This window comes from Streptomyces sp. NPDC101776 (assembly GCF_044766845.1).
Taxonomy (GTDB): Bacteria; Actinomycetota; Actinomycetes; order Streptomycetales; family Streptomycetaceae; genus Streptomyces.
Map to the genome: position 1 here is coordinate 344,778 of NZ_JBIWMV010000010.1, position 21,524 is coordinate 366,301.

Genomic DNA, 21,524 nt, shown 5'->3' on the forward strand with positions numbered 1-21,524 from the left:
CGCTCACGGCATCGGCCGGGGGTCGGTCAACCGCCGTTCGTGCCGCGCCCTGACCGCCATCAGACCGGCCGCGTAGAGGACGAGAACCGCGGCCAGCAGCAGGTAGTAGAGGGCCGGCAGTGGCGTGAGGCCGAGGAGCGAACCGAGCGGGGAGACCGGCAGCAGCAGCCCGACGGCGGTCAGCGCTGCCGCCGCCCAGCCGATCGGCCCCGGCCCGCGGCCCTCTGCCGTGCGTCGGCCGGAGCGCAGCAGCAGCATCACCAGGGCCTGTGTGACGAGGTTCTCGGTGAACCAGCCGGAGTGGAACACCGCCGCGTCGTCCAGGCCGTCGGGCCCGTGCAGGGCGAGCGCGAGCACACCGAAGGTGGCCAGGTCGGCGACGGCGTTGAGGATGCCGAAGCCGGTGATGAAGCGCAGCAGGTCGCGGGGGCGCAGCACGGTCGGGCGGCGCAGCACCGACGGGTGCGGCCGGTCGTGGGCGAAGGCGAGTTGGGCGGCGTCGAAGCACAGGTTCTGCGCGAGTACCTGCGCCGGGAGCATCGGCAGGAAGGGCAGGAGGAGGCCGGCGGCGAGCATGGCGATGACGTTGCCGAGGTTCGAGGAGAGCGTGATGCGCAGATACGTGGTGATGTTGCCGCCCGCGTGCCGTCCGGCCGCGATGCTGTGGCCGATCGCGGTGAGGTCCTTCTCGGCGAGGACCACGTCGGCCCTCTCCCGGGCGACGGCCACGGCGTCGCGCGGGGCGATGCCGACGTCGGCGGTGCGCAGGGCGGGCAGGTCGTTGACGCCGTCGCCGAGGTAGCCGACGGTGTGGCCGCTCGCGCGCAGGGCGGCGGCGATCCGGGCCTTGTGCTCGGGGGCGCAGCGGGCGAACACGGTGGTGCGGGCGGCTGCCGTGGCGAGTTCGGTGTCGTCGAGCCGGTCGACCTGGTCGGCGGTGAGCACGGCGTCGGAGGGGGCGGCGATGCCCAGGTCGCGGCAGACGCGGGCGGCCGTGCCGGGGTGGTCGCCAGTGAGGATCTTGACGGTGACGCCCCGGTCGGCGAGGACCTTCAAGGCGTCGGCGGCGGTGGGGGCCAGGGCGTCCTCGAAAGTGACGAAACCCCGGAAGGACAGGCCGCGTTCGTCGGCCGGGGAGTAGTCACGGACGCGGGCGGGCCGTTCGGCGACGGCGACCGCCAGCACCCGCAGACCGTCGTCCGCCAGCTCGGCGGCGAGGGCGAGCAGCCGTTCCCGTTCCGTCCGCTCCGGTGCGCAGCGGTCCAGTACGGCCTCGGCGGCGCCCTTGACCACCAGGGTGTGGGTGCCGAGCCGGCCCGGCGTACGGACGACCGCGGTAGCGAGGCGCCGGACCGGATCGAAGGGGAGGGCGGTCAGGCCGTCGTAGGCCAGGAGGTCGTCCTCGTCGACGGCGTCCAGGACCGCTTCGTCGAGGACGTCCGGGGTGGGCAGATCGGCGAGCTGGAGGGTCCACCACGCGTTCACCGCGGCCCAGCGCAGCACCTCGAGATCGGGCCGCCCGTCCGGGCCGAGGGCGTGGTCCAGGACCGGCCGGTCCTGGGTGAGGGTGCCCGTCTTGTCCAGGCACAGCACGTCGACCGCGCCCAGGTCGTGCAGCGCGGGCAGCCGCTTGACGATCACCCCGTGGGTGCGGGCCAGCAAAGAGGCGCCGCGCGCCAGGCAGGTCGTGACGATGACCGGCAGCATCTCCGGGGTCAGCCCGACGGCCACCGCGACGGCGAACGGCAGGGTCTCCAGGCCGCGGTCGCGCAGGGCCGCGTTGGCCATCAGGACCAGCGGCGGGGTCAGCAGCATGAAACGGATGAGGATCCAGGAGATGCCGTGCACCGTACGGTCGAAGGCGCTCGCCCCGCGCCGGGCCGCCGGGTGCGCATGGGCAGCGGCGAACCGCGTCCGCGCTCCCGTCGCCACGACGACCGCGGTGGCACTGCCGGACGTCACGCTCGTGCCCTGGAAGCAGAGTTGGGGCCGGTCGAAGGACGTCCGGTCGACCGCCGCGTCGGCGGCGTCCTTCGCGACCGGCGCCGACTCACCCGTGAGCACGGCCTGGTGCACGGCGAAGCCCTGCGTGCGCAGCAGCCGTACGTCGGCCGGGACCAGGTCGCCCGGGCCGAGCCGGATCACGTCGCCGGGCACCAGCTCGTCCACGGGAATCTCCCGGGCGTCCGGCGGCGCGGCCTCCTCCGCGCGGCGCAGGACGGTCGCCGTGGTGGCGACCAGTTCGCGCAGCGCGGCCGTCGAACGGTCGGCCCGGTACTCCCCCGAGGTGCGCAGCACGCAGCTCACCGCGACCAGCAGCAGGATCACGCAGGCGGTGCCCCAGGAGGCGACGACCGCCGACACCAGCCCCAGACACAGGAGTACGACGGTGAACGGATCGCGCAGGCTGCGCAGCAGCACTCTCGCCCAGGAGGCACCCCGGTGGCCCGGCAGGGTGTTCGGTCCGAAGCGGGCCTGCCGCTCCTCGGCCGCCGCCTCCGTCAGACCGCGCGGCCCGCTGTCCAGCCGCCGCAGTGTCTGCAGCACGGTCGGCGCTACCGGGCCCGGCCCCGGGTCGCTCGGTACGGGCGGCCCGGGATCGGGTGGCGCGGCGTCCGGTTCCGAGGCCGCGGTGGTGTCAGCCACCGGTCCGGCGCAGCGCGCGCACGGATGCGGGTACGGACACCGATGCCGATGCCGATGCGGAGGTGTCGCCGGCTCGGGCCGCCAGCTGCCCGATCATCGACCGCACCACGGTCACCACGTCGGAGTCGTCGACGTAGTAGATCTGCCGACGGCCCTCCCGGCGGGAGCGGACCAGGCCCGCGAGTTTCAGCTTCGCCAGATGCTGACTGACCGCGGGCAGGGCTCCGCCCACCCGGTCCGCGAGATGGGTGACATCGCATTCGCCCTGTGCCAGCGCCCACATGAGGTGCAGCCGCGCGGCCGACGCCAGCAGTCCGAAAGCGGCAGCCGCCTCCGCCAGCACCTCGGCGGACGGATCCTCGAAGCCACCGATGTCCGCTGCCACAGCCCTCTCCCGTCCCGCCCTGATCGTCACGCGCCGCACTCGCGCCGCTTCAGTCTAGGTGTCCGGTGACGCCCGCCCCGGCGCCCGGGCGGAACGGCCTGCGCAGGGGAGCCGCCGTCGCGAGCACGAAGAATCCGAAGGGAGCGATCGCCGCCAGTCCTTACGGCCGTAGGTGGGCGAGCGGGTGCCCCAGGCGCGGCATCTCCGTCACAGATGCGCGGCCACGGCGGGCAGCAGGTCCTGGAACGTCCGTCCGGCCGCGGGTTCACCGATCGCCTTCAACCGCCAGCCACCGCCGTCCCGGTAGAGCTTCGCCATGATCTGCGCGGTGTGGGTGCCGCCGCCGCTGAGCGTGTAGCGCGCCAGCTCCTGTCCGGTGATCTCGTCGATCAGCCGGCAGAAGGCGTTCTGCACCTCGGCGAAGGTCTGCCCGGTGAACGAGTTGACCGTGAAGACGATCTGGTCGATGTGGACGGGGACGCGGGCGAGGTCCACCAGGATCGTCTCGTCGTCGCCGACACCGGCGCCCCCGGTCAGGTTGTCCCCGGTGTGGCGGACGGAGCCGTCGTCGCTCGTCAGATGCTGGAAGAAGACGACGTCGGCGGGCTCACGCCCGGCGAAGAGCACGGCCGAGGCGTCCAGGTCGATCTCGCGGGAACCGGTCAGCTTGGCCAGGAATCCCTTGCGGGGCGCGGCCTGCCAGCCCAGCCCCATCCGTACGGACGTCAGGGCACTGCCGTCGGACTTGCTCAGACTGATCTGCTGGCCCTTGCCCAGGTTGACGGACATGCGCGATCTCTCTTTCTGCCGCCTCGGCGGTTCGACCGGTGATCTACGGGTGGGTAGTTCGGGGAGTGGTCGTGTGCGGGTTCCTCAGACGCCGACCCCGAAGTCGGCGGCGATCCCCGCCAGCCCCGAGGCGTACCCCTGGCCGACGGCACGGAACTTCCACTCGGCGCCGTTGCGGTAGAGCTCGCCGAAGACCATGGCGGTCTCGGTCGACGCGTCCTCGGACAGGTCGTAGCGGGCGAGTTCGGCGCCACCGTCCTGGTTGACGACACGGATGAAGGCGTTACGGACCTGGCCGAAGCTCTGCCCGCGGGACTCGGCGTCGTGGATCGAGACAGGGAAGATAATCTTGTCGACCTCGGCCGGTACGCCGGCGAGGTTCACCTTGATGGACTCGTCGTCGCCCTCGCCCTCACCGGTGAGGTTGTCGCCGGTGTGCTCCACCGAACCGTCCGGGCTCTTGAGGTTGTTGTAGAACACGAAGTGCTGGTCGGAGCCGACCTTGCCCGACGCGTCGAGAAGCAGCGCCGAGGCGTCGAGGTCGAAGTCCGCGCCGGTCGTGGTGCGCACGTCCCACCCCAGACCGACCAGCACCGCCGTAAGGCCCGGCGCCTCCTTGCTCAGCGATACATTGCCGCCCTTGGACAGGGAAACACCCATGATCCGTCCCTCCACGCATGCCGATAATCCGGGTCCGCGGTACGGACCCCGAACCAGAATCTACAACACTGTAGAAGTCACCGGGAGGGCAGCGCGGCGCGGCCGAACCGCGCCGCGTCTATACGATGTGACGATCGCGATCCCACTGCGGCAGGAGGAGAACGGAACGTGGCGAAGCCGGATCCGCGCCCCCCGCGTCGGGCACAGGGCGAGCTGGAGACGCAGGTGCTCACCGTCCTGCACACCGCCGACGCGCCGGTGACCGCGGCCTGGGTGCAGGAGCGGCTGGACGCCGATCTCGCCTACACGACGGTGATGACCGTGCTGATCCGGTTGCTGGAGAAGAAGGCCGTGACCCGCAGGCGGGAGGGCCGCTCGTTCCTCTGGTCGCCCGCCGCGGACGAGGCGGGACTCGCCGCGCTGAAGATGCACAAGGTGCTCGACCGTGAGCGGGACCGCGGAGCGGTACTGGCCAGCTTCCTCACCGCCCTCCCGAAGGACGACGAACAACTCCTGCGTGACCTGCTGGACCGGGCGACGGACGAGTCGGCGGGCTGACGCGCCATGGGTGTCTTCGTCTTCCTGCCGCTCGTACTGCCCTTGACGGCCTGGCCGATCGCCCGCCTCGCCACCCAGCACCTCCACCCGCGCACGGCCACGACCCTGTTGAGCGTCGTGGCCGCCGTCATGGCCGTGTGCAGCACGCTGTGCCTGGGCCTGCTGATGGTGGTCGGCACCGCCCAGCTGCCCGGCAACCCGCTGCCGGACGGCTGGTCGGACCCCGAGGTGCGAGAGAGCGTGCCCCAGGACGAGATCGTGGGGAAAGCCGCAATTCCCGTACTGCTCGCGGTGGTTGCGGGATGCGGCCGGACCCTGTGGCGCCACTGCCGGGTACGGCGGCAGGCCCACGCGGCCCTCGCCGGCCTGCGCGACACCTCGGTCGCCGTCCTCCCCGACACCGAGCCGTACGCCTATGCCCTGCCCGCCGGGCCGCGCGACCGGATCGTCGTGTCCACCGCCATGCTCACCTGCCTGACCGCCCAGGAGCGCCGAGCCCTGTTCGCCCACGAGCGGGCCCACCTCACCGCCCGGCACCACCGCCACCTGCTGATCACCCAACTGGCCGCCCAGGCCAACCCGTTCCTACGGCCACTGCGCACAGCCGTCTCCTACGTCACGGAGCGATGGGCCGACGAGGAGGCCGCCCACTTTGTCGGCAGCCGCAAGGCCGTCGCCCGGGCGATCGGCAAGGCGGCCCTGGTCTCGCGCGGCACGCCGGCCCCGACACTCCCAGCCCTCGCCGCGCCGGGCCCGCTGCCGCGCCGGGTCGCGGCGCTGCTGGCACCGGCGCCTCCGGCCCGCGCCTGGCCGCCGCTGTTCACCGCCGTCGGCCTGGCGCTCTGGAGCGCCGGGGCCGGTGCCGTCCTGTCGGCGATGTTCTCGGCGAACTCGGCCGTGACCCTCCTGCTTCTCCTGCACGCCGCCACGCCGCTGTAGAAGGTCGCGTCCCCCACCGGGGTCCGCCGAACCGGACGGCAACGGGCGCAGTTGTGGCCGACAGGTGACAACTCCCGTCGGCCACAACGCCGTTCATTCAGAAGCGGGCCCGGACCGACCCGCCGTGGCCGACTACAGGTCGAACTCGTGCGGCGGCAGCCCCAGCGCGAAGCAGGCGTCGCGGACCACGGCCCGCTCGGTGGCGTCGAAGTCGCCGTCGGCGCCGCCGATGACGATGCCGATCTGGATCACGGCACGCGCCTCGGCCGGCTTCTTCTTCGCCTTGGCGATCTCCTGCAACACACCCACCTTGCCGAAGTCGAAATCGGCGGTCAGCTTGTTGAGGTTGTCGTCGAAGCGGCGCTGGAGGTCGTCGGCCGGGAAGTTCTGCAACACCTCGTTGCCGAAGATGAGTTGCGCGACCCGCTGCCGCTCGGACGGGTCGATCTTCCCGTCGGCGGCAGCGACGAGCGCACACATCGCCATGCTCGCGTCCCGGAACGCGCCGCTCTTCAAGTCGTTCTTCTTCGCCACGAGTTGGGTCTGCATCGTCGATGCCGACTCCTTGACGCGGTCCCACAGGGCCATGCCGACTCCGAATGCTCCGGGGCCGCCCGAGGTGTACCGGACAGCCGTCCATTCCTATATCTACAGCGTTGTAGAAGATAGCAGGGCGGGCAAGCGGTCCACACCGCTATGAGTCAGCGCAGGGGACGGCCGTCCTGTTCGAGCAGCCCCGGCTCTTCGATGCAGTCGAGCAGGAACGGCACCAATCCCCACTCCAGCAGGGCCAGTTCCCACTCCTCGTGTATCCAGCCGCCCTCGGCCGCGCCCTCGCGGGACACCACGCGGTCCGTGTCCGAGCGGTCGCGGGCCGGCGCCTTCCACGACCAGGCGAGGTCCCCCACGATCGCCCCCGCGGCCACCGCGCCGACGATCAGCCCCGCCGTCATCACACCGTCGCCGACGTAGGGCCGCCCGACAAAGGCACGCAGCCCGAAACCGAGCGCCAACAGCGCGACCGCGACGACGGCCACGAAGACGAGCGCGGCCATCAGCCGGCCGCCGCCCCGCCGCCCGGTCCCGGCCGGGGAACCCGTGTCACCACGAGCGTCCTGCCGACCGCCGGCTTCCACGTACTCGCGGTACTCGGCCGCGGCCGCCTCGGCGATCGCGGCGCGCGCCCGGATCGCGCGCGAACGCAAACACTCGCGGTCGAGCGTCCCGCAGGACCGGCCCAGCGCCTCCCTGACCCGCCCGGAATCCAGCGCCCGGCACAGGAGCCGCTCGAAAGCGACACCGACGTCCAGCCCGGAAAGTCCTGGATCAGGCATCGATCTCCCCCGTTGAATGAGAACCTGCGGCGGCGGGAGCCGACCGCGACCGCGGGAGCGGTCCGGGGTGGCGAGTGTAATGGTTCCTGGCTTGCGCAACTGTCAAAGGATCGGCGTCGCCCGGCTTGGCGAATCACGTGCGGGCGCGGTGAGACCGACTCCTGGGCCAGCGTCCCGCTCGCGGATGTCACCAAACCTTCTATATCAACGGGCGCTCAATGTTCCGGAATTACAGTTACACGCGCGACTACGACCGGGCGCTCACGTACTCGTCCCGGCAGGGTGTGTGCCGTCGGTACACCGGACATCGGGGCAGCGGCCAGTGCACCTGACACAGCTGACGGATTCTCCGAAGGAGGCATGGAAGACCTCCCTACGCTCGTCTTTCGCGGGCTGAAAACCGCCGGAAAATCTCTGCTGGTCCTGCTTGACCTCACCAACATGCGCGATGGGATTCGCGCGCTGCGGCAGGACGGGAAACGGCCGAAGACGGCGAAGACCGGGAAGTCCAAGAAAGCCGGGGGCTCAGAAGGAGACAAGTAACAAAGCTCGTCAAAGACCGGCCCGGTGCGGAAACCGTGTTGGTTCCCGCACCGGGCCGGTCACGCGCGGGCTGCAAGGAACGGCGGTGAGACCGCCGGCCATCCTTGCGCACCACCCGCACCGCACCCAGCCCACATCCAGTGCACATCTGCGCGGAAAATCCCGGGAGATCGAAGGAACTCGCCGGAACTCCGGACAGGTCGTCAGGTTACGACGCCGTCGCCGTCGGCTCCCCTCGCCCCTCCCAGGGCCTGGCCAACCCCACCAGCGCAACTCCCGCCGCCGCCACGGAGATCAGCATGATCACGGCCATCGGCAGGGAACTGTCCTCCCCGAACACCCCCACCGACGGCGCCGCGAGCGCGCCGAACAGGAACTGGAGGCCGCCGAGGAGGGCGGAGGCCGCGCCGGGGGCATTGCGGCCGAGGGCCTGGCCGATGCTCAAGGTCGACGGGAAGACCATGCCGATGCCACCGGCCGTGACGAACAGGGTGATCCACGTGCCGGCGAGGGTCTCCCCCACCGTCAGCACCAGCAGCACCTGGGCCAGCGCGCCGACCCCGGCGACGACGACGGCCGCCACGAGGAGGCTCTTCAGCCGTACCCGTCCGGCGAGTTGGGAGAAGGCCGCGCCGGCGATCAGCATGGCGACGGCGTTGCTCGCGAAGATGAGGGAGTACGTCGTGGCCGACACGCCGTGCAGGTTCTCGAAGACGAAGCTGGAGCCGCTGATGTAGGCGAACAGCGCCGCCGAGATGAACGCGAGGACAAGGACGTACCCCATGAACGTACGGCGGCCGAGCAGGGCCCCCATCGCGCGGAACGTGTTCGTGATCCCGCCGGCATGTCGGCGCTCCGGCGGCAGCGTCTCCGGGACCTTGCGGACCACGCCGAGCAGCAACAGGCCGCCCATGACGGTCAGTACGACGAACACCGCGCGCCATGTCGACACGGCGAGGATCGCCCCGCCGAGCACCGGTGCGGCGACCGGCGCGACACCAATGATCTGGGAGAGCACCGCGAAGTAGCGGGGCAGTTCGGCCCCTTGGAAGCGGTCGGTCAGCACGGCGCGGGCCAGCACCATGCCGGCCGCGCCCGCCAGGCCCTGGAGGAACCGGGCGCCGGTGAGCACGCCGATGTTCGGAGCGAGGGCGCAGGCGACGGAGAAGACCGTGAACGCGGCCGTTCCTGACATCAGCAGGCCGCGGCGGCCGAGGCTGTCACTGAGCGGGCCGATCACCAACTGGCCGACGACGAGTCCGGCCAGGAAAGCGGTCATCGTCAACTGTACGGCCGAGGTGCTCGCCCCGAGCGTGTCCCCCATCGCGGGGAACCCTGGGACATACATGTCGGTCGCGAGCGGGGCGACCGCTGTCAGCGCGGCGAGGACGGCGACCAGGGCCACGGCCGTACGTCGCGGGGGGTCGGTGGGGTTGGTGGAGCCGGTCGGTGCGGTGGCCTGCGTGGCGGTCTGCGCGGTGGCCTCCGCGGCGGCGGAACTGGAGGGGGACGGCGATACCATGACCGCAACGGTAACTGATGGTTCACCAGCTAACAATGTCACCGCAGGAAAGTGAGAAGACGAGCCGCATGTCGCCCTCCCCCGCCGACGTCCGCGCACAGTGGACCCAGCACAACCCCGGCCTCGACACCTCTCCCATGGAGGTGATCGGCCTGCTCAAGCACGCCACCGGGCTCCTGAACCGGGCGGTCGAGCCCCTCTACGCGGGCGCCGCGCTCACCGCGCCCGAGGTCGACATGCTGATCCCCCTGCGGCATGCCACCGAGCCGGTGATCGCCCGTCGGCTCGCCGAATGGCTCGGCCTGTCCCGTGCGGGTGTCAGCAAGGCCCTGGGCAAGCTGGAGAAGCGCGGCTTCATCGCCCGCACCCCGAACCCGGCCGACCGACGGGCCGCGCTGGTGACCATCACGGCGGCCGGGGCCAAGGCCGTCGACGACCTGTTCCCCCGTCAACTCTCCGCCGAGGTACAGCTGTTGTCGGGGTTGGGCGAGGACCGGGATCAGGTGCTGAGTGCGCTGGGGCGGCTGGTGGAGGTCATGGAGCGCCAAGTGGGCCGTGACTGACGGGTTCCCGGACTGTCGGGTTCCTGACGACTCATCACAATCCCGCGCGTCAGACCGTGTTGGCGTCCCACAGCACATGCAGCGTCGGCGGCTTGCGGAAGACCAGGCCCTGCGGGGCGGTCGGGTGGGCCGGATCGAGGCGCAGAGCCGGCAGCCGGTCGAGGAGCTGCTGGAGGGCGATGCGGGTCTCCAGTCGGGCGAGGTGTGCGGCGAGGCAGTAGTGCGGGCCGTGGGCGAAGGCGAGTTGGAGGCGGGCGTTCTCGCGGCGGACGTCGAAGCGGTCGGGGTCCGCGAAGACGGCCGGGTCACGGTTGGCGCCGGTGAGGGAGACGGAGACCAGGTCGCCCTCGCGGATCGTGGCCGGGCCGAGGACGGTGTCCCTCGTGGCGTAACGGTCCACGACGGCGGCACCGGGTTCGAGGCGCAGCGATTCCTCGATCGCGCCGTCCAGCAGGCCCATGTCGGCCTGGACCAGGGCGAGTTGGTCGGGGTGCCGGAGCAGGTGCAGCAGCGCGTTGAGGATCATCGCCTCGGTGGTCTCGATACCGCCGAACATCAACACGGCGGCGTTGGAGGCCACTTCGGGCACGGTGAGTTGTCCGGCGGCGGAAACGAGGAGTGAGGCTCCGCCCCGGTCGGCGACGGTGGCTTCGACGGAGGCGCGCAGTTCCGCGTAGGCCTGGGTGCCGGCGGCTCCCGCCTCGTGGCCGGCCGTGATGTCCGAGACCGACCGTACGATCGCGTCGTACCAGGTGAGGACCGTGTCCGGGGTGGTGCCGGTCAGGCCGAGGGCCTCGGTCACCACGGCGACCGCGAGCGGGCCGGCGAAGGCGCGTCGCAGTTCGCCGGCGCCCGCCGGTCGCAGCGCGGTGACGAGCCGGTCGGTCTCGCGCTCGATGAACGAGGCGAAGCCGTCCCGTACTTCCCGCGGCCGGAACGGCGCGGTGAAGGGCTCGCGGTGGCGGGCGTGCCGTTCCCCGTCGAGGGACAGCATGCTCGGGCCGACGACCTGGGCGGTGGAGAAGCGCGGATCGTCCACGGTGAAGGTCCCCGCGTCCCGCATCACGCTCAGCGCGAGGTCCCGCCGGGTGACCAGCCAGCCGTCCAACTCGGGCAGCCAGGACACGGGTTCGCTCTCACGGAGCCGCGCCAGTCGTGCGTGCGGGTCGTGCGCGAGCTCGGCGAGCGTGGTCCCGGCACCGAGCGGGAAGGAGGCGGTGGCGACCGTACTCATCGCGACTCATGACGGGGCAGGGGGAAACTGGCCATGACCGAGGCTAACAATCGCGCCGGGGGTGGGGCGGGCGGGGTCGGTACGGTTCCCGTCCGGGGGCTGGGCGAGCGAGGTCGGTGCCGACGAGGGGGCGATGAAGTCACGGCAGCTTTCGTGCCGGAGATGCCGCCGGGTGGGCTGGCGGGTGTTGACGGCCGGGGTGCTCGGCGTCAATATCGGGGCCGGTCTGACGATGCCGTTCGGTGCTCCGGTGGTGGCCGCGCCGCTGCTGTGGGCGCTGGTCCGCGGTGTGTGGTCGGCGAGTCGGCGGCCGGCCGGTTGTTACCGGCGCGGGCAACAGATCGAATTCGCCCCGCGCGAGGCGTAGTTTGCGCCATCCTGAACGCCATGGGTCGGGGACCGATCGCTGACGCGGGTCGGGCCTCAACTCCCTTGTCCTGCCCGCCTGCTGATCGCGTCGTTCCGAAAGGGCTCAGCCCCATGGCCACACCCCAGTCCGCCGGGAGGACGCTCGCCGTGCACGAGCGCACCGGCCGGACGACGTACGACGGAGACCCGGCGACGACGACCTACGGGTCCGCCGGGCTCCGGACGACCGGCCACGGGCGCCCCGACCGCGTGGGGACCGCCGGCCTCGACGTACCACCGCAGGTACCGCACGCATCGCACGCGAACAGGACCCTCCCGCACGGCATCGGCAGACCCGGCGTCCGCCCCCGTCCGCGCTCCCTCGTCGCCTGACCCACGACAAGCCCCTCGGCACCCGCCCCGCGCCGAGGGGCCTTCGTCATCAGCCGACGACACAGTCGATGGCACCGCACCGCACCGCACCCAGCGTCCGACTCCCGACAGCCGACACCCCATACCCGACACCGACCCTTGAGTCACTCTTGATCACTTCATCAGACCCCGACGGACCGGCGATACCCGTGCCTCTCCAGCCCATCCCGTCCGCCCAGGTGACCCGGGCCGCGTCCTGGCGCATTCTTGCTGTGTCACCCACCCGGCGCCACAGGGACGAGGTAGAGCCCCAATGACTGGGAGTGCCGAGCGCGAGAAGGGGACGCCCGGACGGCTCGCCGAGCTGCTCATCGACGCCTCGACGGAGGCGATCGACGCGACCGGCGGCCACTCCGGGGGCGTCTACCTGCGGTCGAGCACGCCCGGACTGCTGCGGCTCGCCGTACTGGCCGGGCTGCCCGGACCGCTGTTCCGCCCCTGGGGGCGACTGCACGCCGACAGCAAGTTCCCCGTCGCCGACGCCTACCGGCTCGGCGTCCACGTGGTCCTGCCGAACGCCACCGAGACCATGCGCCGCTACCCCCAGTTCGCGGCCAGCCTCCCCTTCCAGTTCGGGTCCCTGTACGTCCCCGTCATCGGCGGATCGACGACGTACGGCGTGCTGACCGTGCTGCGGCCCTCCGCCGCGGACACCACCGAGGTGCTGTCCGGTGTCGACCGGATGACCCGGCTGGCCGAAGAGCTGGGCCGGGCGCTGGCGGAGCTGGAGGACGAGCACAAGGACGAGGACGGCCCGTACGTCGCCTGGGACGGCGAGGCCGTGTGCGTCCAGGCGGCGGCCACGCACCGCCCCGAGCGCCGGATGGCACGGTTCTCCTGGGATCCGGGGACCGCCCTCGTGACCGGGGACAGCGCGCTGCACGCCCTGCTGGGGGTGGAGCCCGCGGAGTTCGCCGGCACCGCGCAGGCGCTCGCGGACGTCGTGGCGCCGGGCGACACGTACCAGGTCATGGCGGCGCTGCGGGCCACGGCCGCCGGGAAGCCGCCGCCGCTCCCCCTGCGGGTGCGGGCGGCGGACGGCACGGTCCGGCTGCTGGACCTGTGGACGCCCGCGACGGGACCGCTCCCGCCGAACGGGGGGTACCCGGTCAGCGGTGTCGTCGTCGACCCGGGTCCCGCGTCGAACGGCGACAGCGCGGCCGACCTGCTCCCGGACGGTGTCTTCTGCCTCGACCGGCTGGGGCTCGTCACCTACGCCAATCCACGCGCCGCCCGGCTCCTGGGCCGGCCGCGCGAGGAGCTGCTGGGCCGCCCGCTGTGGGAGGGCGTGCCCTGGCTGAACCAGATCGGCTGCGAGGACCAGTTGCGCGGCGCCCTGCTGTCGCTGGGGCCGGTGCAGTTCCACGTCCGGCGGCCGGAGGGGCAGGAACAGCCGCCAAAGCCGTACGAGAACGAGTGGCTCGCGATGGCCGTCCATCCCGGTCAGGACGGTCTGACCTGCACGGTCGCCCCGTCGACCCGGGTGTCGGGTCCGCCGCTGCCGCTGGTGCCCGTGCATCCCGAAGGGGAAGGCGCCGCAGGCAACGGCGTCACCTCATTGGCCCCGCTGTACCGGCCGATCGTGCTCGCCATCGCGCTGACGGAGGCGGTCACCGCACGCCAGGTGTCCGCGGTCGTCATGAAGGAGCTGCTGCCCGCGTTCGGCGGCCGTCGGCTCGCGATCTATCTGCTGCAGGAACGGCATCTGTACCTGGCCTGGGAGACCGGCTTCCCGCAGGGTTTCCTCGCCCCGTTCGACGGGGTCGGGCTCGACGCCCGGCTGCCCGGGGTGGAGACCCTCACCAGCGGGCGCCCGCTCTTCTTCGACTCCATGCAGCAGTTGGCGGACGCCTACCCGGGGATACCCCTGGACGCGGAGGTGGGCGCCCGCGCGTTCCTGCCGCTGATCGCGTCCGGCCGTCCGGTCGGCTCGGCCATCCTGGGCTTCGACCGGTCCCGCAGCTTCAGCTCCGAGGAGCGCGCGGTGCTCACCGCCCTCGCCGGACTGATCGCCCACGCGATGGAGAAGGCCCAGCGCTACGACTCCGAGGCCGCCCTCGCCCGCGGCCTCCAGCAGGCTCTCCTCCCCCGCCGGCTCTCCGCCCACCCGCAGGTGGAGACCGCCGGGCGCTATCTGCCGGGCACCCAGGGCATGGAGGTGGGCGGCGACTGGTACGACGTGGTGGAGGCCGGTGACGGTCTCGCCCTGGTCATCGGCGACGTCCAGGGACATGGCGTCCAGGCCGCCGCCACCATGGGTCAACTCCGCACCGCGGTAAGGGCGTTCGCGCTCGGGGACCGGCCGCCGGACGAGGTGATGAGCGGCACCAACCATCTCCTCATCGACCTCGACCCCGGCCAGTTCGCGAGCTGCTGCTACATCCGGCTCGACCCGGCGAGCGGGCTGGTCCGGGTAGCGCGGGCCGGGCATCCACCGCCGCTGATCCGTACCCCGGACGGCCGCACCCGCGTCTGGGACATACCCGGAGGCGTGGTGCTCGGGGTGGACCCGCACGCCCAGTACCCGGTCGCGGAGCTCCATCTGGAGCCCGACTCGATCCTCGCGCTCTACACGGACGGTCTGGTGGAGCGGCCCGGTGTCGACATCGACGACGGCATCGCCGCCCTGCGCGTCGCCCTCGCGAAGGCGGGCGGGCCCGCCGCGCGGACGGGCGGGCGTTCGCTCGCCGGTGTCGCGGACCGGCTCACCACGGCGGCGCGGCACGCGGCCGACCGCCCCGACGACATCGCGCTGCTGCTCGCGGCCCGGCGCGCCAAGCCCGGCAGGCACCCTTGATCCCGGTTCGGCCCCGGCCTGTCACCGGGCGTGACGCCCCTCGCCTCCTGAGGTCGGGCAGTGTAGACATGGGCCTATGGTCCGCCTGACGGGTCGGCCCGAGGCCCGGTCGCCCCACCGCCACGACGGTCTGCGTGCGAAGCGCCCGTACGACCGTGTCCGTCGGGCGCGCGAACACCGGCGGGTTCCGCTGGGCGGCCGTAGCGTCGCCGGGCAGGTGTTCATGCTGCAAGTGGTGATCGTGCTGCTGCTGGTCGTGTCGGCCGTGGTGGCGCAGGTCCTCCAGGTGCGGCACGACAGCACGCAGGAGGCCCGCAACCGGTCGGTGGCCGTCGCCGAGACCTTCGCCAACGCGCCGGGCACGGTCGCGGCCCTGGACAGCGCGGACCCCACGGCGATCCTGCAGCCGAGTGCCGAGGCCGCCCGCAAGACGTCCAAGGTCGACTTCATCGTCGTGATGAACACCGACGGCATCCGCTACACCCACCCCAAGGCGGACCGCATCGGCAAGAAGTTCGTCGGGGACATCGCCCCCGCCCTGGCCGGGCAGGTCGTCACCGAGGAGATCACCGGCACCATCGGACCGCTGGTGCAGGCCGTGGTCCCGATCAAGGGCCCCGGCGGCAAGGTCGTGGGCCTGGTGTCGGCGGGGGTGACGAAGGCGAACGTCGGTGGCACCGCCGACCAGCAGCTGCCGCTCCTGCTGATCGCGGCGGGCGTGGCCCTCGTCCTGGCCACCGGCGGCACCGCCCTGGTCAGCAGACGTCTGCAGCACCAGACCCATGGCCTGGGCCCGCACGAGATGACCCGGATGTACGAGCACCACGACGCGGTGCTGCACGCCGTACGGGAAGGCGTGATCATCGTCGGCGGCGAGGGCCGGCTGCTGCTCGCCAACGACGAGGCACGCCATCTGCTCGACCTGCCCGAGAACGCCGAGGGACGTCTGGTCCTCGACCTCGGTCTGGACGCCGAGATGACGGCCCTGCTGGCCTCCGCGCGGGTCGCGACGGACGAGGTGCACCGTGTCGGCGGCCGGCTGCTGGCCGTCAACCAGCGCCCCACCGACCTGGAGGGCGGCCCGCCCGGCAGCGTCACCACGCTCCGCGACTCCACCGAACTGCGCGCCCTCTCCGGCCGCGCCGAGGTGGCCCGCGAGCGCCTGAACATGCTCTACGACGCCGGAGTGGGCATCGGCACCAGCCTCGACGTCACCCGCACCGCCGAGGAACTCGCCGAACTGGCCGTCCCCCGCTTCGCGGACTTCGTCACGGTCGACCTCTACGACGCCGTCCTGAGCGGCGAGGAACCGCAGCCCGGAACCGAGTTGCGCCGCACGGCGTGCAGCGGGGTCCGGGACGACGCGCCCCTGTATCCGGTCGGCAAGCAGATCCAGTTCGTGCCGTCCTCCCCGCAGGCGCGCAGTCTCGACAGCGGCGAGGCCGTCGTCGAACCGCGGCTCAGCGACGCCCCCGGCTGGCTCACCCAGGACCCCGAGCGCACGGCGCAGGTCGTCGAGTACGGCATCCACTCGCTGATCACCGTGCCGCTGCGGACCGGGGCGCTCATCCTCGGCGTGGTCAACTTCTGGCGCTCCGACAAGCCGGACCCCTTCGACGTGGAGGAGCTGGCCCTCGCCGAGGAACTGGTCGCCCGTGCGGCCGTGTCCATCGACAACTCCCGCCGCTACACCCGCGAACACGGCATGGCGGTGACCCTCCAACGCAGCTTGCTGCCCCGCCGGCTGCCCGCGCAGAGCGCCCTCGACGTCGCCTACCGCTATCTCCCCGCGAAGTCCGGGGTCGGCGGCGACTGGTTCGACGTGCTGCCGTTGTCCGGCGCGCGGGTCGCGCTGGTCGTGGGCGATGTCGTAGGACACGGTCTGCACGCGGCGGCCACGATGGGGCGACTGCGCACGGCGGTCCACAACTTCTCCGCGCTGGATCTGCCGCCGGACGAACTCCTCGGCCTGCTGGACGAGTTGGTCGGACGGATCGACCAGGACGAGACGACCGAGGACAGCGTGGCCCCGGTCACCGGCGCGACCTGTCTGTACGCGATCTACGACCCGGTGACCAGGCTCTGCACCGTCGCCCGCGCCGGTCATCCGCCACCGGCGCTGATCCGCCCGGACGGCACCGTCGAGTTCCCCGAGGTGCCCGCCGGTCCCCCGCTGGGCCTGGGCGGACTCCCTTTCGAGACGGCCGAGTTGGAGCTGGCCGAGGGCAGCCGGCTGGTTCTCTACACGGACGGACTGGTCGAGGACCGGGAGCGCGACATCGACGTCGGCCTGGAACTGCTGCGCACCGCGCTCACCGACTCCGGCGACTCGCCCGAGGACACCTGCCGGGCCGTCCTCGACTCGGAGTTGTCGGTGCGCCCGAGCGACGACATCGCCCTGATCGTCGCCCGCACCCGCGCACTCGGAGCCGACCGCATCGCCGAATGGCGCGTCCCGTCCGACCCGGCGGCCGTCTCCGACATGCGCGCCTCGGTCACCCGCCAACTCACCCACTGGGGCCTGGACGAGCTGACGTTCACCACCGAACTCATCCTCAGCGAACTGGTCACCAACGCGATCCGCTACGGCAACGACCCCGTCCGGGTCCGCCTGTTGCGCGACCGCACCCTGATCTGCGAGGTCTACGACGGCAGCACCACCTCGCCGCATCTGCGGTACGCGGCGATGACGGACGAGGGCGGCCGGGGCCTGTTCCTCGTCGCCCAGCTCTCCGAACGCTGGGGCACCCGGTACACCCCGGCGGGCAAGGTCATCTGGGCCGAACAGGCGTTGTGAGTCCGGGCCCGGGGTGAACACCCGCCCCGGGCCCGGCACTTCGCCCCCCTACTCGTCGATCGCCGACCCGAAGCCCGCACCCTTCGCCGCGCCGCCCAGGTCCGCCGCGCTGTACAGCGAAGAGCCCTCGGCGAGCAGGCCGTTGGGGCCCGCGGGCAGCAACCACACATAGCCGTCACCGGAGTTCTCGCCCGGTGCGGAGGCGACCAGTTCGGAGCGGCCGTTCGCGTCCGTGTCCGCGAGGCGGACCTGGGTGCCCCAGTAGTCGTCGGCCTCGGCGGTGCCGGGGATGTTCGCGGTGTTCTGGTCGAAGGACTGGGCGCCGGTCGCGGTCACGCCGGTGCGCGAGCCGCGCAACAGCCATACGGCGCCCGCGTCCTGGACGGTGCCGATGTCCTCGCCGGGGGCGCCGACGGCCACGTCCGCGTAGCCGTCGCCGTTCACGTCGCCGACGGAGAGGTCGTTGCCCCAGCCGTCGCCGCGCTCCGAAGTGCCGGGTACGCCCGGGGAGTTCTGCGACCACCAGTCCGCGGGGCCGGCGGGGCCCTGCGAACTGCCGTAGTAGACAGCGATCTTGCCGCCGGCGTCGCCCTCCGCCTCGTCGTCGGCGCTGCTGAGCTGGCCGACGACGAGGTCGTCGTATCCGTCGCGGTTGATGTCGCCGGAGGCGGTACCGAGGCCGCCGTTGAGGTCCTGACGGTATGTCAGGGAGGTCTCGCCGCCCACGTAGACGGCCGACCAGCCCTGCCGGTAGTCGTCGTCGGGGCTGTAGCCCGAGATGACCAGGTCGGCGAAGCCGTTGCGGTCGTAGTCGCCGGTGGTGAGGTAGGCGGGCTGGATGCGGTGGCCGCCGGGGCGGGTGGTCGTGTTCAGGGTGCCGAGCGAGTGCAGGATGCCGGTGTGGTAGGTGAACAACTGGGCGCCGTTGTCGTCGAGTACGGCCATGTCGTCGGTGTCCGTCGCCCCGGTGAAGCGGGCCGCCGCCACGGACTGGCCGAAGCGGGCGCCGGCGGTGGGCGTGGCCGCGGTGAAGGAGTCGTTGGCCTCGGCTCCGAGGCCCGCCTTGGAGCCGTACAGGACGGTGACGCGGCCCGCGTCCTCGACGCTGCCCTCGTCCTCGCCGGGCGCCCCGATGATCGCGTCGTCGTAGCCGTCGCCGTCCAGGTCGCCGGTGGCGACGGCCTGGCCGAAGGAGTCGTAGGTCTCCGAGGTGCCGGGGACGCCGGGCGTGGACTGGCTGATGACGGCCGTACGGCCCCTGGGGACGGTGTTGTTGGTGGCGATGCCGTTCGGGGCGCCGTACTGGACGGTGACGTAGCCGGCGCCCGCCTTGCCGTCGACGGTGCCCGACGGGGCGCCGATCAGGACGTCGTCGTAACCGTCGCCGTTGAAGTCGCTGTTGCGGTCGACGGCGCTGGTGCCGCCCGGGACGCCCGCGTAGCTGGCCGGTGCGGCGACGATGCCGGCGCCGGCCAGGAGCAGGAAGGTCGCGGACGCGACGGCGGCGGAGACCTTCGTGCGTGACACGTTCGTCATGATGTGTTCCCCCGTGGGTCAAATCTGTTGCGGTCAGGGGGTTCGACACGAGACGTGCGGCGGTGGTTGTGGTGCCGCCGTGTGCTGTGACACCTCGGTGACACTTGTTGCGCGACCTGAACAAGGGGGGCCGGATCAGCCGAGCGCCTTGTCCAGGTTGAACGCGGCGCTGATCAGGGCGAGATGGGTGAACGCCTGGGGGAAGTTGCCCTGTTGCTCGCCGGTGCGGCCGATCTCCTCGGCGTACAGGCCGAGATGGTTGGCGTAGGTGAGCATCTTCTCGAAGGCAAGGCGGGCCTCGTCCACGCGGCCGGCGCGGACCATGGCCTCGACGTACCAGAAGGAGCAGATCGAGAACGTGCCCTCGTCGCCGCGCAGTCCGTCGGGGCTGGCCTGCGGGTTGTAGCGGTAGACGAGCGAGTCGGAGACCAGTTCCTCGGTCAACGCGTCCAGGGTGGAGAGCCACTTGGGGTCGGTGGGCGCGATGAACTTCGTCAGCGGCATCATCAGCAGCGCGGCGTCGAGGACGTCGCTGCCCTCGTACTGGACGAAGGCCTTGCGTTTGGCCGACCAGCCGCGGTCCATGATGCGGCGGTAGATGGTGTCACGGCAGCCGCCCCAGTACGGCAGGTTGGCGGGCAGCCCGCGGCGGTTGGCGAGGCGGATCGCGCGCTCGATCGCGACCCAGCACATCAGGCGCGAGTAGAGGAAGTTCTTACGGCCGCCCCGGGTCTCCCAGACGCCCTCGTCCGGCTGGTCCCAGTTCTCGCAGACCCAGTCGACCAGGGCGCACACGTCGTCCCACTGGGCGCTGGAGATGGGCTCGGCCCACTTGTCGTAGAGGTAGATGGAGTCGATCAGGGCGCCGTAGATGTCGAGTTGGAGCTGGTCGGAGGCGGCGTTGCCGACCCGGACCGGGGCGGATTTCTGGTGGCCCTCCAGGTGCGGGAGTTCGTGTTCGGTGAGTTCGGTGCGGCCGTCGATGCCGTACATGATCTGGAGCGGGCCGGAGGGGTTGCCGTCGCCGGGGCTGATGTAGCGGGACACGAACTCCATGAACCCCTTCGCCTCACTGGTGAAACCGAGACGCAGCATCGCGTAGACGCAGAACGCGGCGTCGCGGATCCAGACGTAGCGGTAGTCCCAGTTGCGCTCGCCGCCGAGCTGTTCGGGGAGGCTGGTGGTGGGGGCGGCGACGATAGCGCCGGTGGGGGCGTAGGTCAGCAGTTTGAGGGTGAGGGCGGAGCGGTGGACCATCTCGCGCCAGCGGCCCCGGTAACGGGACTGCGAGAGCCAGCGCCGCCAGTAGGCGACCGTCGAGGCGAACTCGTCCTCGGCCTCCTGGCGTGCGCAGGGGCGGGAGGTCACCTCGCCGTCGACCTGGTCGAGGGCGAACACCTCGGACTCGCCCTCGTCGAGCTTGAAGTCGGCCCACACATCGGTGCCGTCGCACTCCAGCGGGACGGTGGCGGTCAGCGCGAGGGACTTCTCGGCGGACTCGAAGAGGGCCACGTCCCCGACCATCCGCGCGGTGTGCGCGCCGGCTCCGTAGTCGAACCTCGGGGCGACCTTCGTCCGGAACGGCACCGAGCCGCGCACGCACAGCACGCGGCGGATGAGGCGGTGGCGGGCGGATTCGTCCGTCTCGCTGGTCACCGGCATGAAGTCCTGGACCTCGCCGACGCCGTCCTCGGTGAAGAACCGGGTGATCAGGACGTTGGTGTCGGGGAAGTAGAACTGCTTGGTGCGGGCGGGAACGGCGGCGGCGAGCTCGAAGGAGCCGCCGCGCTCCGCGTCCAGGATCGCGGCGAAGACGCTGGGGGCGTCGAAGGACGGACAGCAGTACCAGTCGATCGTGCCGTTGGTCCCCACCAGGGCCACGCTGCGCAGATCGCCGATCAGTCCGTGCTCGGCGATGGGCAGGTATCCGGGTCCGGTGGGGGTGTCCTGTTCGGGCGGGGTCTCGACCATCGCGGCAGCCTTCCTGGTTCGGGCCCGCGCGGGCCGCTTCCAAGCTTAGGTTCACGTGCTCCGTCGGCCACTCTTCCGGATGCACACTGGGGGCGGGCGAGAAATCGTGGGAGTGGGACCCACGGCACTCGCCCGATGCCGATGGATCCGTCCGGTCCCGAGGAGGAGCCCCATGTCGACGTCAGAGCCCGACGCGTCCGTCCCGCCCGAGGACCGCGCCACCCCGGACGCCCTGCTGCACGCCCGCACCGGTACCGAGGTGGCTCCGGAGGACGTGGTCCTGGCGGCCGGCCGCGATGTCACCCCGGAGAATCTGGAGTGGGCCCGGCGGAAGATCGCGGCGGAGGGGGCGGCGGCCCTGGACAAGCTGCTCCCCTAGATGAATGAGTCCAAGGGATGGCCTGCGGACATAGGACGAGGGCGTCCAATGTCAGTGTGTGAAGACAGACCTGGACACCCTCGCGACAGCA

General features: G+C 71.7%; 19 protein-coding genes. 9 read left to right on the top strand and 10 right to left on the bottom strand.

Annotated features, from left to right (window positions below; translation table 11 throughout):
- Window positions 1-3: 3 nt before the first annotated feature.
- From mgtA to ACIRRY_RS29680, 4 genes are all read right to left on the bottom strand, one after another.
- Entirely contained in the window at window positions 4-2,646 is a 2,643-nt protein-coding gene (gene mgtA / locus ACIRRY_RS29665; RefSeq protein WP_403978290.1) for a magnesium-translocating P-type ATPase, read from the bottom strand.
- Window positions 2,639-3,031: an ArsR/SmtB family transcription factor gene (locus tag ACIRRY_RS29670; RefSeq protein ID WP_403978293.1), complete on the bottom strand. Its 393-nt coding sequence runs from the start codon at window positions 3,029-3,031 to the stop codon at window positions 2,639-2,641. The genes mgtA and ACIRRY_RS29670 overlap by 8 nt, the downstream gene beginning before the upstream one ends.
- A gap of 207 nt (window positions 3,032-3,238) precedes the next feature.
- Window positions 3,239-3,820, bottom strand: coding sequence for a TerD family protein (locus tag ACIRRY_RS29675; RefSeq protein WP_403978296.1), 582 nt, complete (start codon window positions 3,818-3,820; stop codon window positions 3,239-3,241).
- 84 nt (window positions 3,821-3,904) lie between these two features.
- Complete coding sequence (locus tag ACIRRY_RS29680) at window positions 3,905-4,480, bottom strand: TerD family protein (protein ID WP_403978298.1); 576 nt, start codon at window positions 4,478-4,480, stop codon at window positions 3,905-3,907.
- 168 nt (window positions 4,481-4,648) lie between these two features.
- On the opposite strand from ACIRRY_RS29680, the gene ACIRRY_RS29685 reads away from it, so the two are divergent.
- Window positions 4,649-5,038: a BlaI/MecI/CopY family transcriptional regulator gene (locus ACIRRY_RS29685; RefSeq protein ID WP_403978301.1), complete on the top strand. Its 390-nt coding sequence runs from the start codon at window positions 4,649-4,651 to the stop codon at window positions 5,036-5,038.
- Window positions 5,039-5,044: 6 nt separating this feature from the next.
- Entirely contained in the window at window positions 5,045-5,977 is a 933-nt protein-coding gene (locus tag ACIRRY_RS29690) for a M56 family metallopeptidase (protein ID WP_403978304.1), read from the top strand.
- Between the two features lie 132 nt (window positions 5,978-6,109).
- Here the strand turns inward: ACIRRY_RS29690 and ACIRRY_RS29695 are convergent, their stop codons facing one another.
- Together ACIRRY_RS29695 and ACIRRY_RS29700 are read right to left on the bottom strand one after the other, a co-directional pair.
- Window positions 6,110-6,565, bottom strand: coding sequence for a tellurite resistance TerB family protein (locus ACIRRY_RS29695; RefSeq protein WP_403978307.1), 456 nt, complete (start codon window positions 6,563-6,565; stop codon window positions 6,110-6,112).
- Between the two features lie 113 nt (window positions 6,566-6,678).
- Window positions 6,679-7,311 (bottom strand): hypothetical protein, encoded by a 633-nt coding sequence (locus tag ACIRRY_RS29700; RefSeq protein ID WP_403978310.1) that lies wholly within the window; start codon window positions 7,309-7,311, stop codon window positions 6,679-6,681.
- Between the two features lie 360 nt (window positions 7,312-7,671).
- Between ACIRRY_RS29700 and ACIRRY_RS29705 the strand changes: the two genes are divergently transcribed.
- Window positions 7,672-7,854, top strand: a complete 183-nt coding sequence (locus tag ACIRRY_RS29705) for a hypothetical protein (protein ID WP_403978312.1) — start codon at window positions 7,672-7,674, stop codon at window positions 7,852-7,854.
- A gap of 208 nt (window positions 7,855-8,062) precedes the next feature.
- Here ACIRRY_RS29705 and ACIRRY_RS29710 read toward each other — a convergent pair whose 3' ends face one another.
- Window positions 8,063-9,376 carry a multidrug effflux MFS transporter gene (locus ACIRRY_RS29710; RefSeq protein WP_403978315.1) on the bottom strand — a complete coding sequence of 438 codons (1,314 nt, stop codon included), beginning with the start codon at window positions 9,374-9,376 and terminating at the stop codon, window positions 8,063-8,065.
- A gap of 68 nt (window positions 9,377-9,444) precedes the next feature.
- On the opposite strand from ACIRRY_RS29710, the gene ACIRRY_RS29715 reads away from it, so the two are divergent.
- Complete coding sequence (locus ACIRRY_RS29715; protein ID WP_403978317.1) at window positions 9,445-9,939, top strand: MarR family winged helix-turn-helix transcriptional regulator; 495 nt, start codon at window positions 9,445-9,447, stop codon at window positions 9,937-9,939.
- 49 nt (window positions 9,940-9,988) lie between these two features.
- Here the strand turns inward: ACIRRY_RS29715 and ACIRRY_RS29720 are convergent, their stop codons facing one another.
- Complete coding sequence (locus ACIRRY_RS29720; RefSeq protein ID WP_403978320.1) at window positions 9,989-11,173, bottom strand: cytochrome P450; 1,185 nt, start codon at window positions 11,171-11,173, stop codon at window positions 9,989-9,991.
- 133 nt (window positions 11,174-11,306) lie between these two features.
- On the opposite strand from ACIRRY_RS29720, the gene ACIRRY_RS29725 reads away from it, so the two are divergent.
- From ACIRRY_RS29725 to ACIRRY_RS29740, 4 genes are all read left to right on the top strand, one after another.
- On the top strand, window positions 11,307-11,540 hold the full coding sequence (locus tag ACIRRY_RS29725; RefSeq protein WP_403978323.1) for a hypothetical protein: 234 nt from the start codon (window positions 11,307-11,309) through the stop codon (window positions 11,538-11,540).
- A 113-nt stretch (window positions 11,541-11,653) separates the two neighbouring features.
- A complete protein-coding gene (locus ACIRRY_RS29730) occupies window positions 11,654-11,914 on the top strand; it encodes a hypothetical protein (protein WP_403978326.1) in 261 nt (86 codons plus the stop codon).
- A gap of 292 nt (window positions 11,915-12,206) precedes the next feature.
- On the top strand, window positions 12,207-14,750 hold the full coding sequence (locus tag ACIRRY_RS29735) for a SpoIIE family protein phosphatase (RefSeq protein WP_403978329.1): 2,544 nt from the start codon (window positions 12,207-12,209) through the stop codon (window positions 14,748-14,750).
- 76 nt (window positions 14,751-14,826) lie between these two features.
- Window positions 14,827-17,547 (top strand): SpoIIE family protein phosphatase, encoded by a 2,721-nt coding sequence (locus tag ACIRRY_RS29740; RefSeq protein WP_403978332.1) that lies wholly within the window; start codon window positions 14,827-14,829, stop codon window positions 17,545-17,547.
- Window positions 17,548-17,595: 48 nt separating this feature from the next.
- Here ACIRRY_RS29740 and ACIRRY_RS29745 read toward each other — a convergent pair whose 3' ends face one another.
- Together ACIRRY_RS29745 and ACIRRY_RS29750 are read right to left on the bottom strand one after the other, a co-directional pair.
- A complete protein-coding gene (locus tag ACIRRY_RS29745; RefSeq protein ID WP_403978335.1) occupies window positions 17,596-19,083 on the bottom strand; it encodes an esterase in 1,488 nt (495 codons plus the stop codon).
- Window positions 19,084-19,218: 135 nt separating this feature from the next.
- Window positions 19,219-21,054: a glycoside hydrolase family 15 protein gene (locus tag ACIRRY_RS29750; protein WP_403978338.1), complete on the bottom strand. Its 1,836-nt coding sequence runs from the start codon at window positions 21,052-21,054 to the stop codon at window positions 19,219-19,221.
- A 172-nt stretch (window positions 21,055-21,226) separates the two neighbouring features.
- On the opposite strand from ACIRRY_RS29750, the gene ACIRRY_RS29755 reads away from it, so the two are divergent.
- Entirely contained in the window at window positions 21,227-21,433 is a 207-nt protein-coding gene (locus ACIRRY_RS29755) for a hypothetical protein (RefSeq protein ID WP_403978341.1), read from the top strand.
- Window positions 21,434-21,524 lie beyond the last annotated feature (91 nt).

Bases quoted from the DNA above. Each gene is read 5' to 3' on its own strand.
- ACIRRY_RS29700 (WP_403978310.1), bottom strand. From the start codon at position 7,311: ATGCCTGATCCAGGACTTTCCGGGCTGGACGTCGGTGTCGCTTTCGAG.
- ACIRRY_RS29715 (WP_403978317.1), top strand. From the start codon at position 9,445: ATGTCGCCCTCCCCCGCCGACGTCCGCGCACAGTGGACCCAGCACAAC.
- ACIRRY_RS29740 (WP_403978332.1), top strand. From the start codon at position 14,827: ATGGTCCGCCTGACGGGTCGGCCCGAGGCCCGGTCGCCCCACCGCCAC.
- ACIRRY_RS29710 (WP_403978315.1), bottom strand. From the start codon at position 9,376: ATGGTATCGCCGTCCCCCTCCAGTTCCGCCGCCGCGGAGGCCACCGCG.
- ACIRRY_RS29675 (WP_403978296.1), bottom strand. From the start codon at position 3,820: ATGTCCGTCAACCTGGGCAAGGGCCAGCAGATCAGTCTGAGCAAGTCC.
- ACIRRY_RS29690 (WP_403978304.1), top strand. From the start codon at position 5,045: ATGGGTGTCTTCGTCTTCCTGCCGCTCGTACTGCCCTTGACGGCCTGG.
- ACIRRY_RS29735 (WP_403978329.1), top strand. From the start codon at position 12,207: ATGACTGGGAGTGCCGAGCGCGAGAAGGGGACGCCCGGACGGCTCGCC.
- ACIRRY_RS29730 (WP_403978326.1), top strand. From the start codon at position 11,654: ATGGCCACACCCCAGTCCGCCGGGAGGACGCTCGCCGTGCACGAGCGC.
- ACIRRY_RS29755 (WP_403978341.1), top strand. From the start codon at position 21,227: ATGTCGACGTCAGAGCCCGACGCGTCCGTCCCGCCCGAGGACCGCGCC.
- ACIRRY_RS29705 (WP_403978312.1), top strand. From the start codon at position 7,672: ATGGAAGACCTCCCTACGCTCGTCTTTCGCGGGCTGAAAACCGCCGGA.
- ACIRRY_RS29695 (WP_403978307.1), bottom strand. From the start codon at position 6,565: ATGGCCCTGTGGGACCGCGTCAAGGAGTCGGCATCGACGATGCAGACC.
- ACIRRY_RS29720 (WP_403978320.1), bottom strand. From the start codon at position 11,173: ATGAGTACGGTCGCCACCGCCTCCTTCCCGCTCGGTGCCGGGACCACG.
- ACIRRY_RS29725 (WP_403978323.1), top strand. From the start codon at position 11,307: ATGAAGTCACGGCAGCTTTCGTGCCGGAGATGCCGCCGGGTGGGCTGG.
- ACIRRY_RS29745 (WP_403978335.1), bottom strand. From the start codon at position 19,083: ATGACGAACGTGTCACGCACGAAGGTCTCCGCCGCCGTCGCGTCCGCG.
- ACIRRY_RS29750 (WP_403978338.1), bottom strand. From the start codon at position 21,054: ATGGTCGAGACCCCGCCCGAACAGGACACCCCCACCGGACCCGGATAC.
- ACIRRY_RS29680 (WP_403978298.1), bottom strand. From the start codon at position 4,480: ATGGGTGTTTCCCTGTCCAAGGGCGGCAATGTATCGCTGAGCAAGGAG.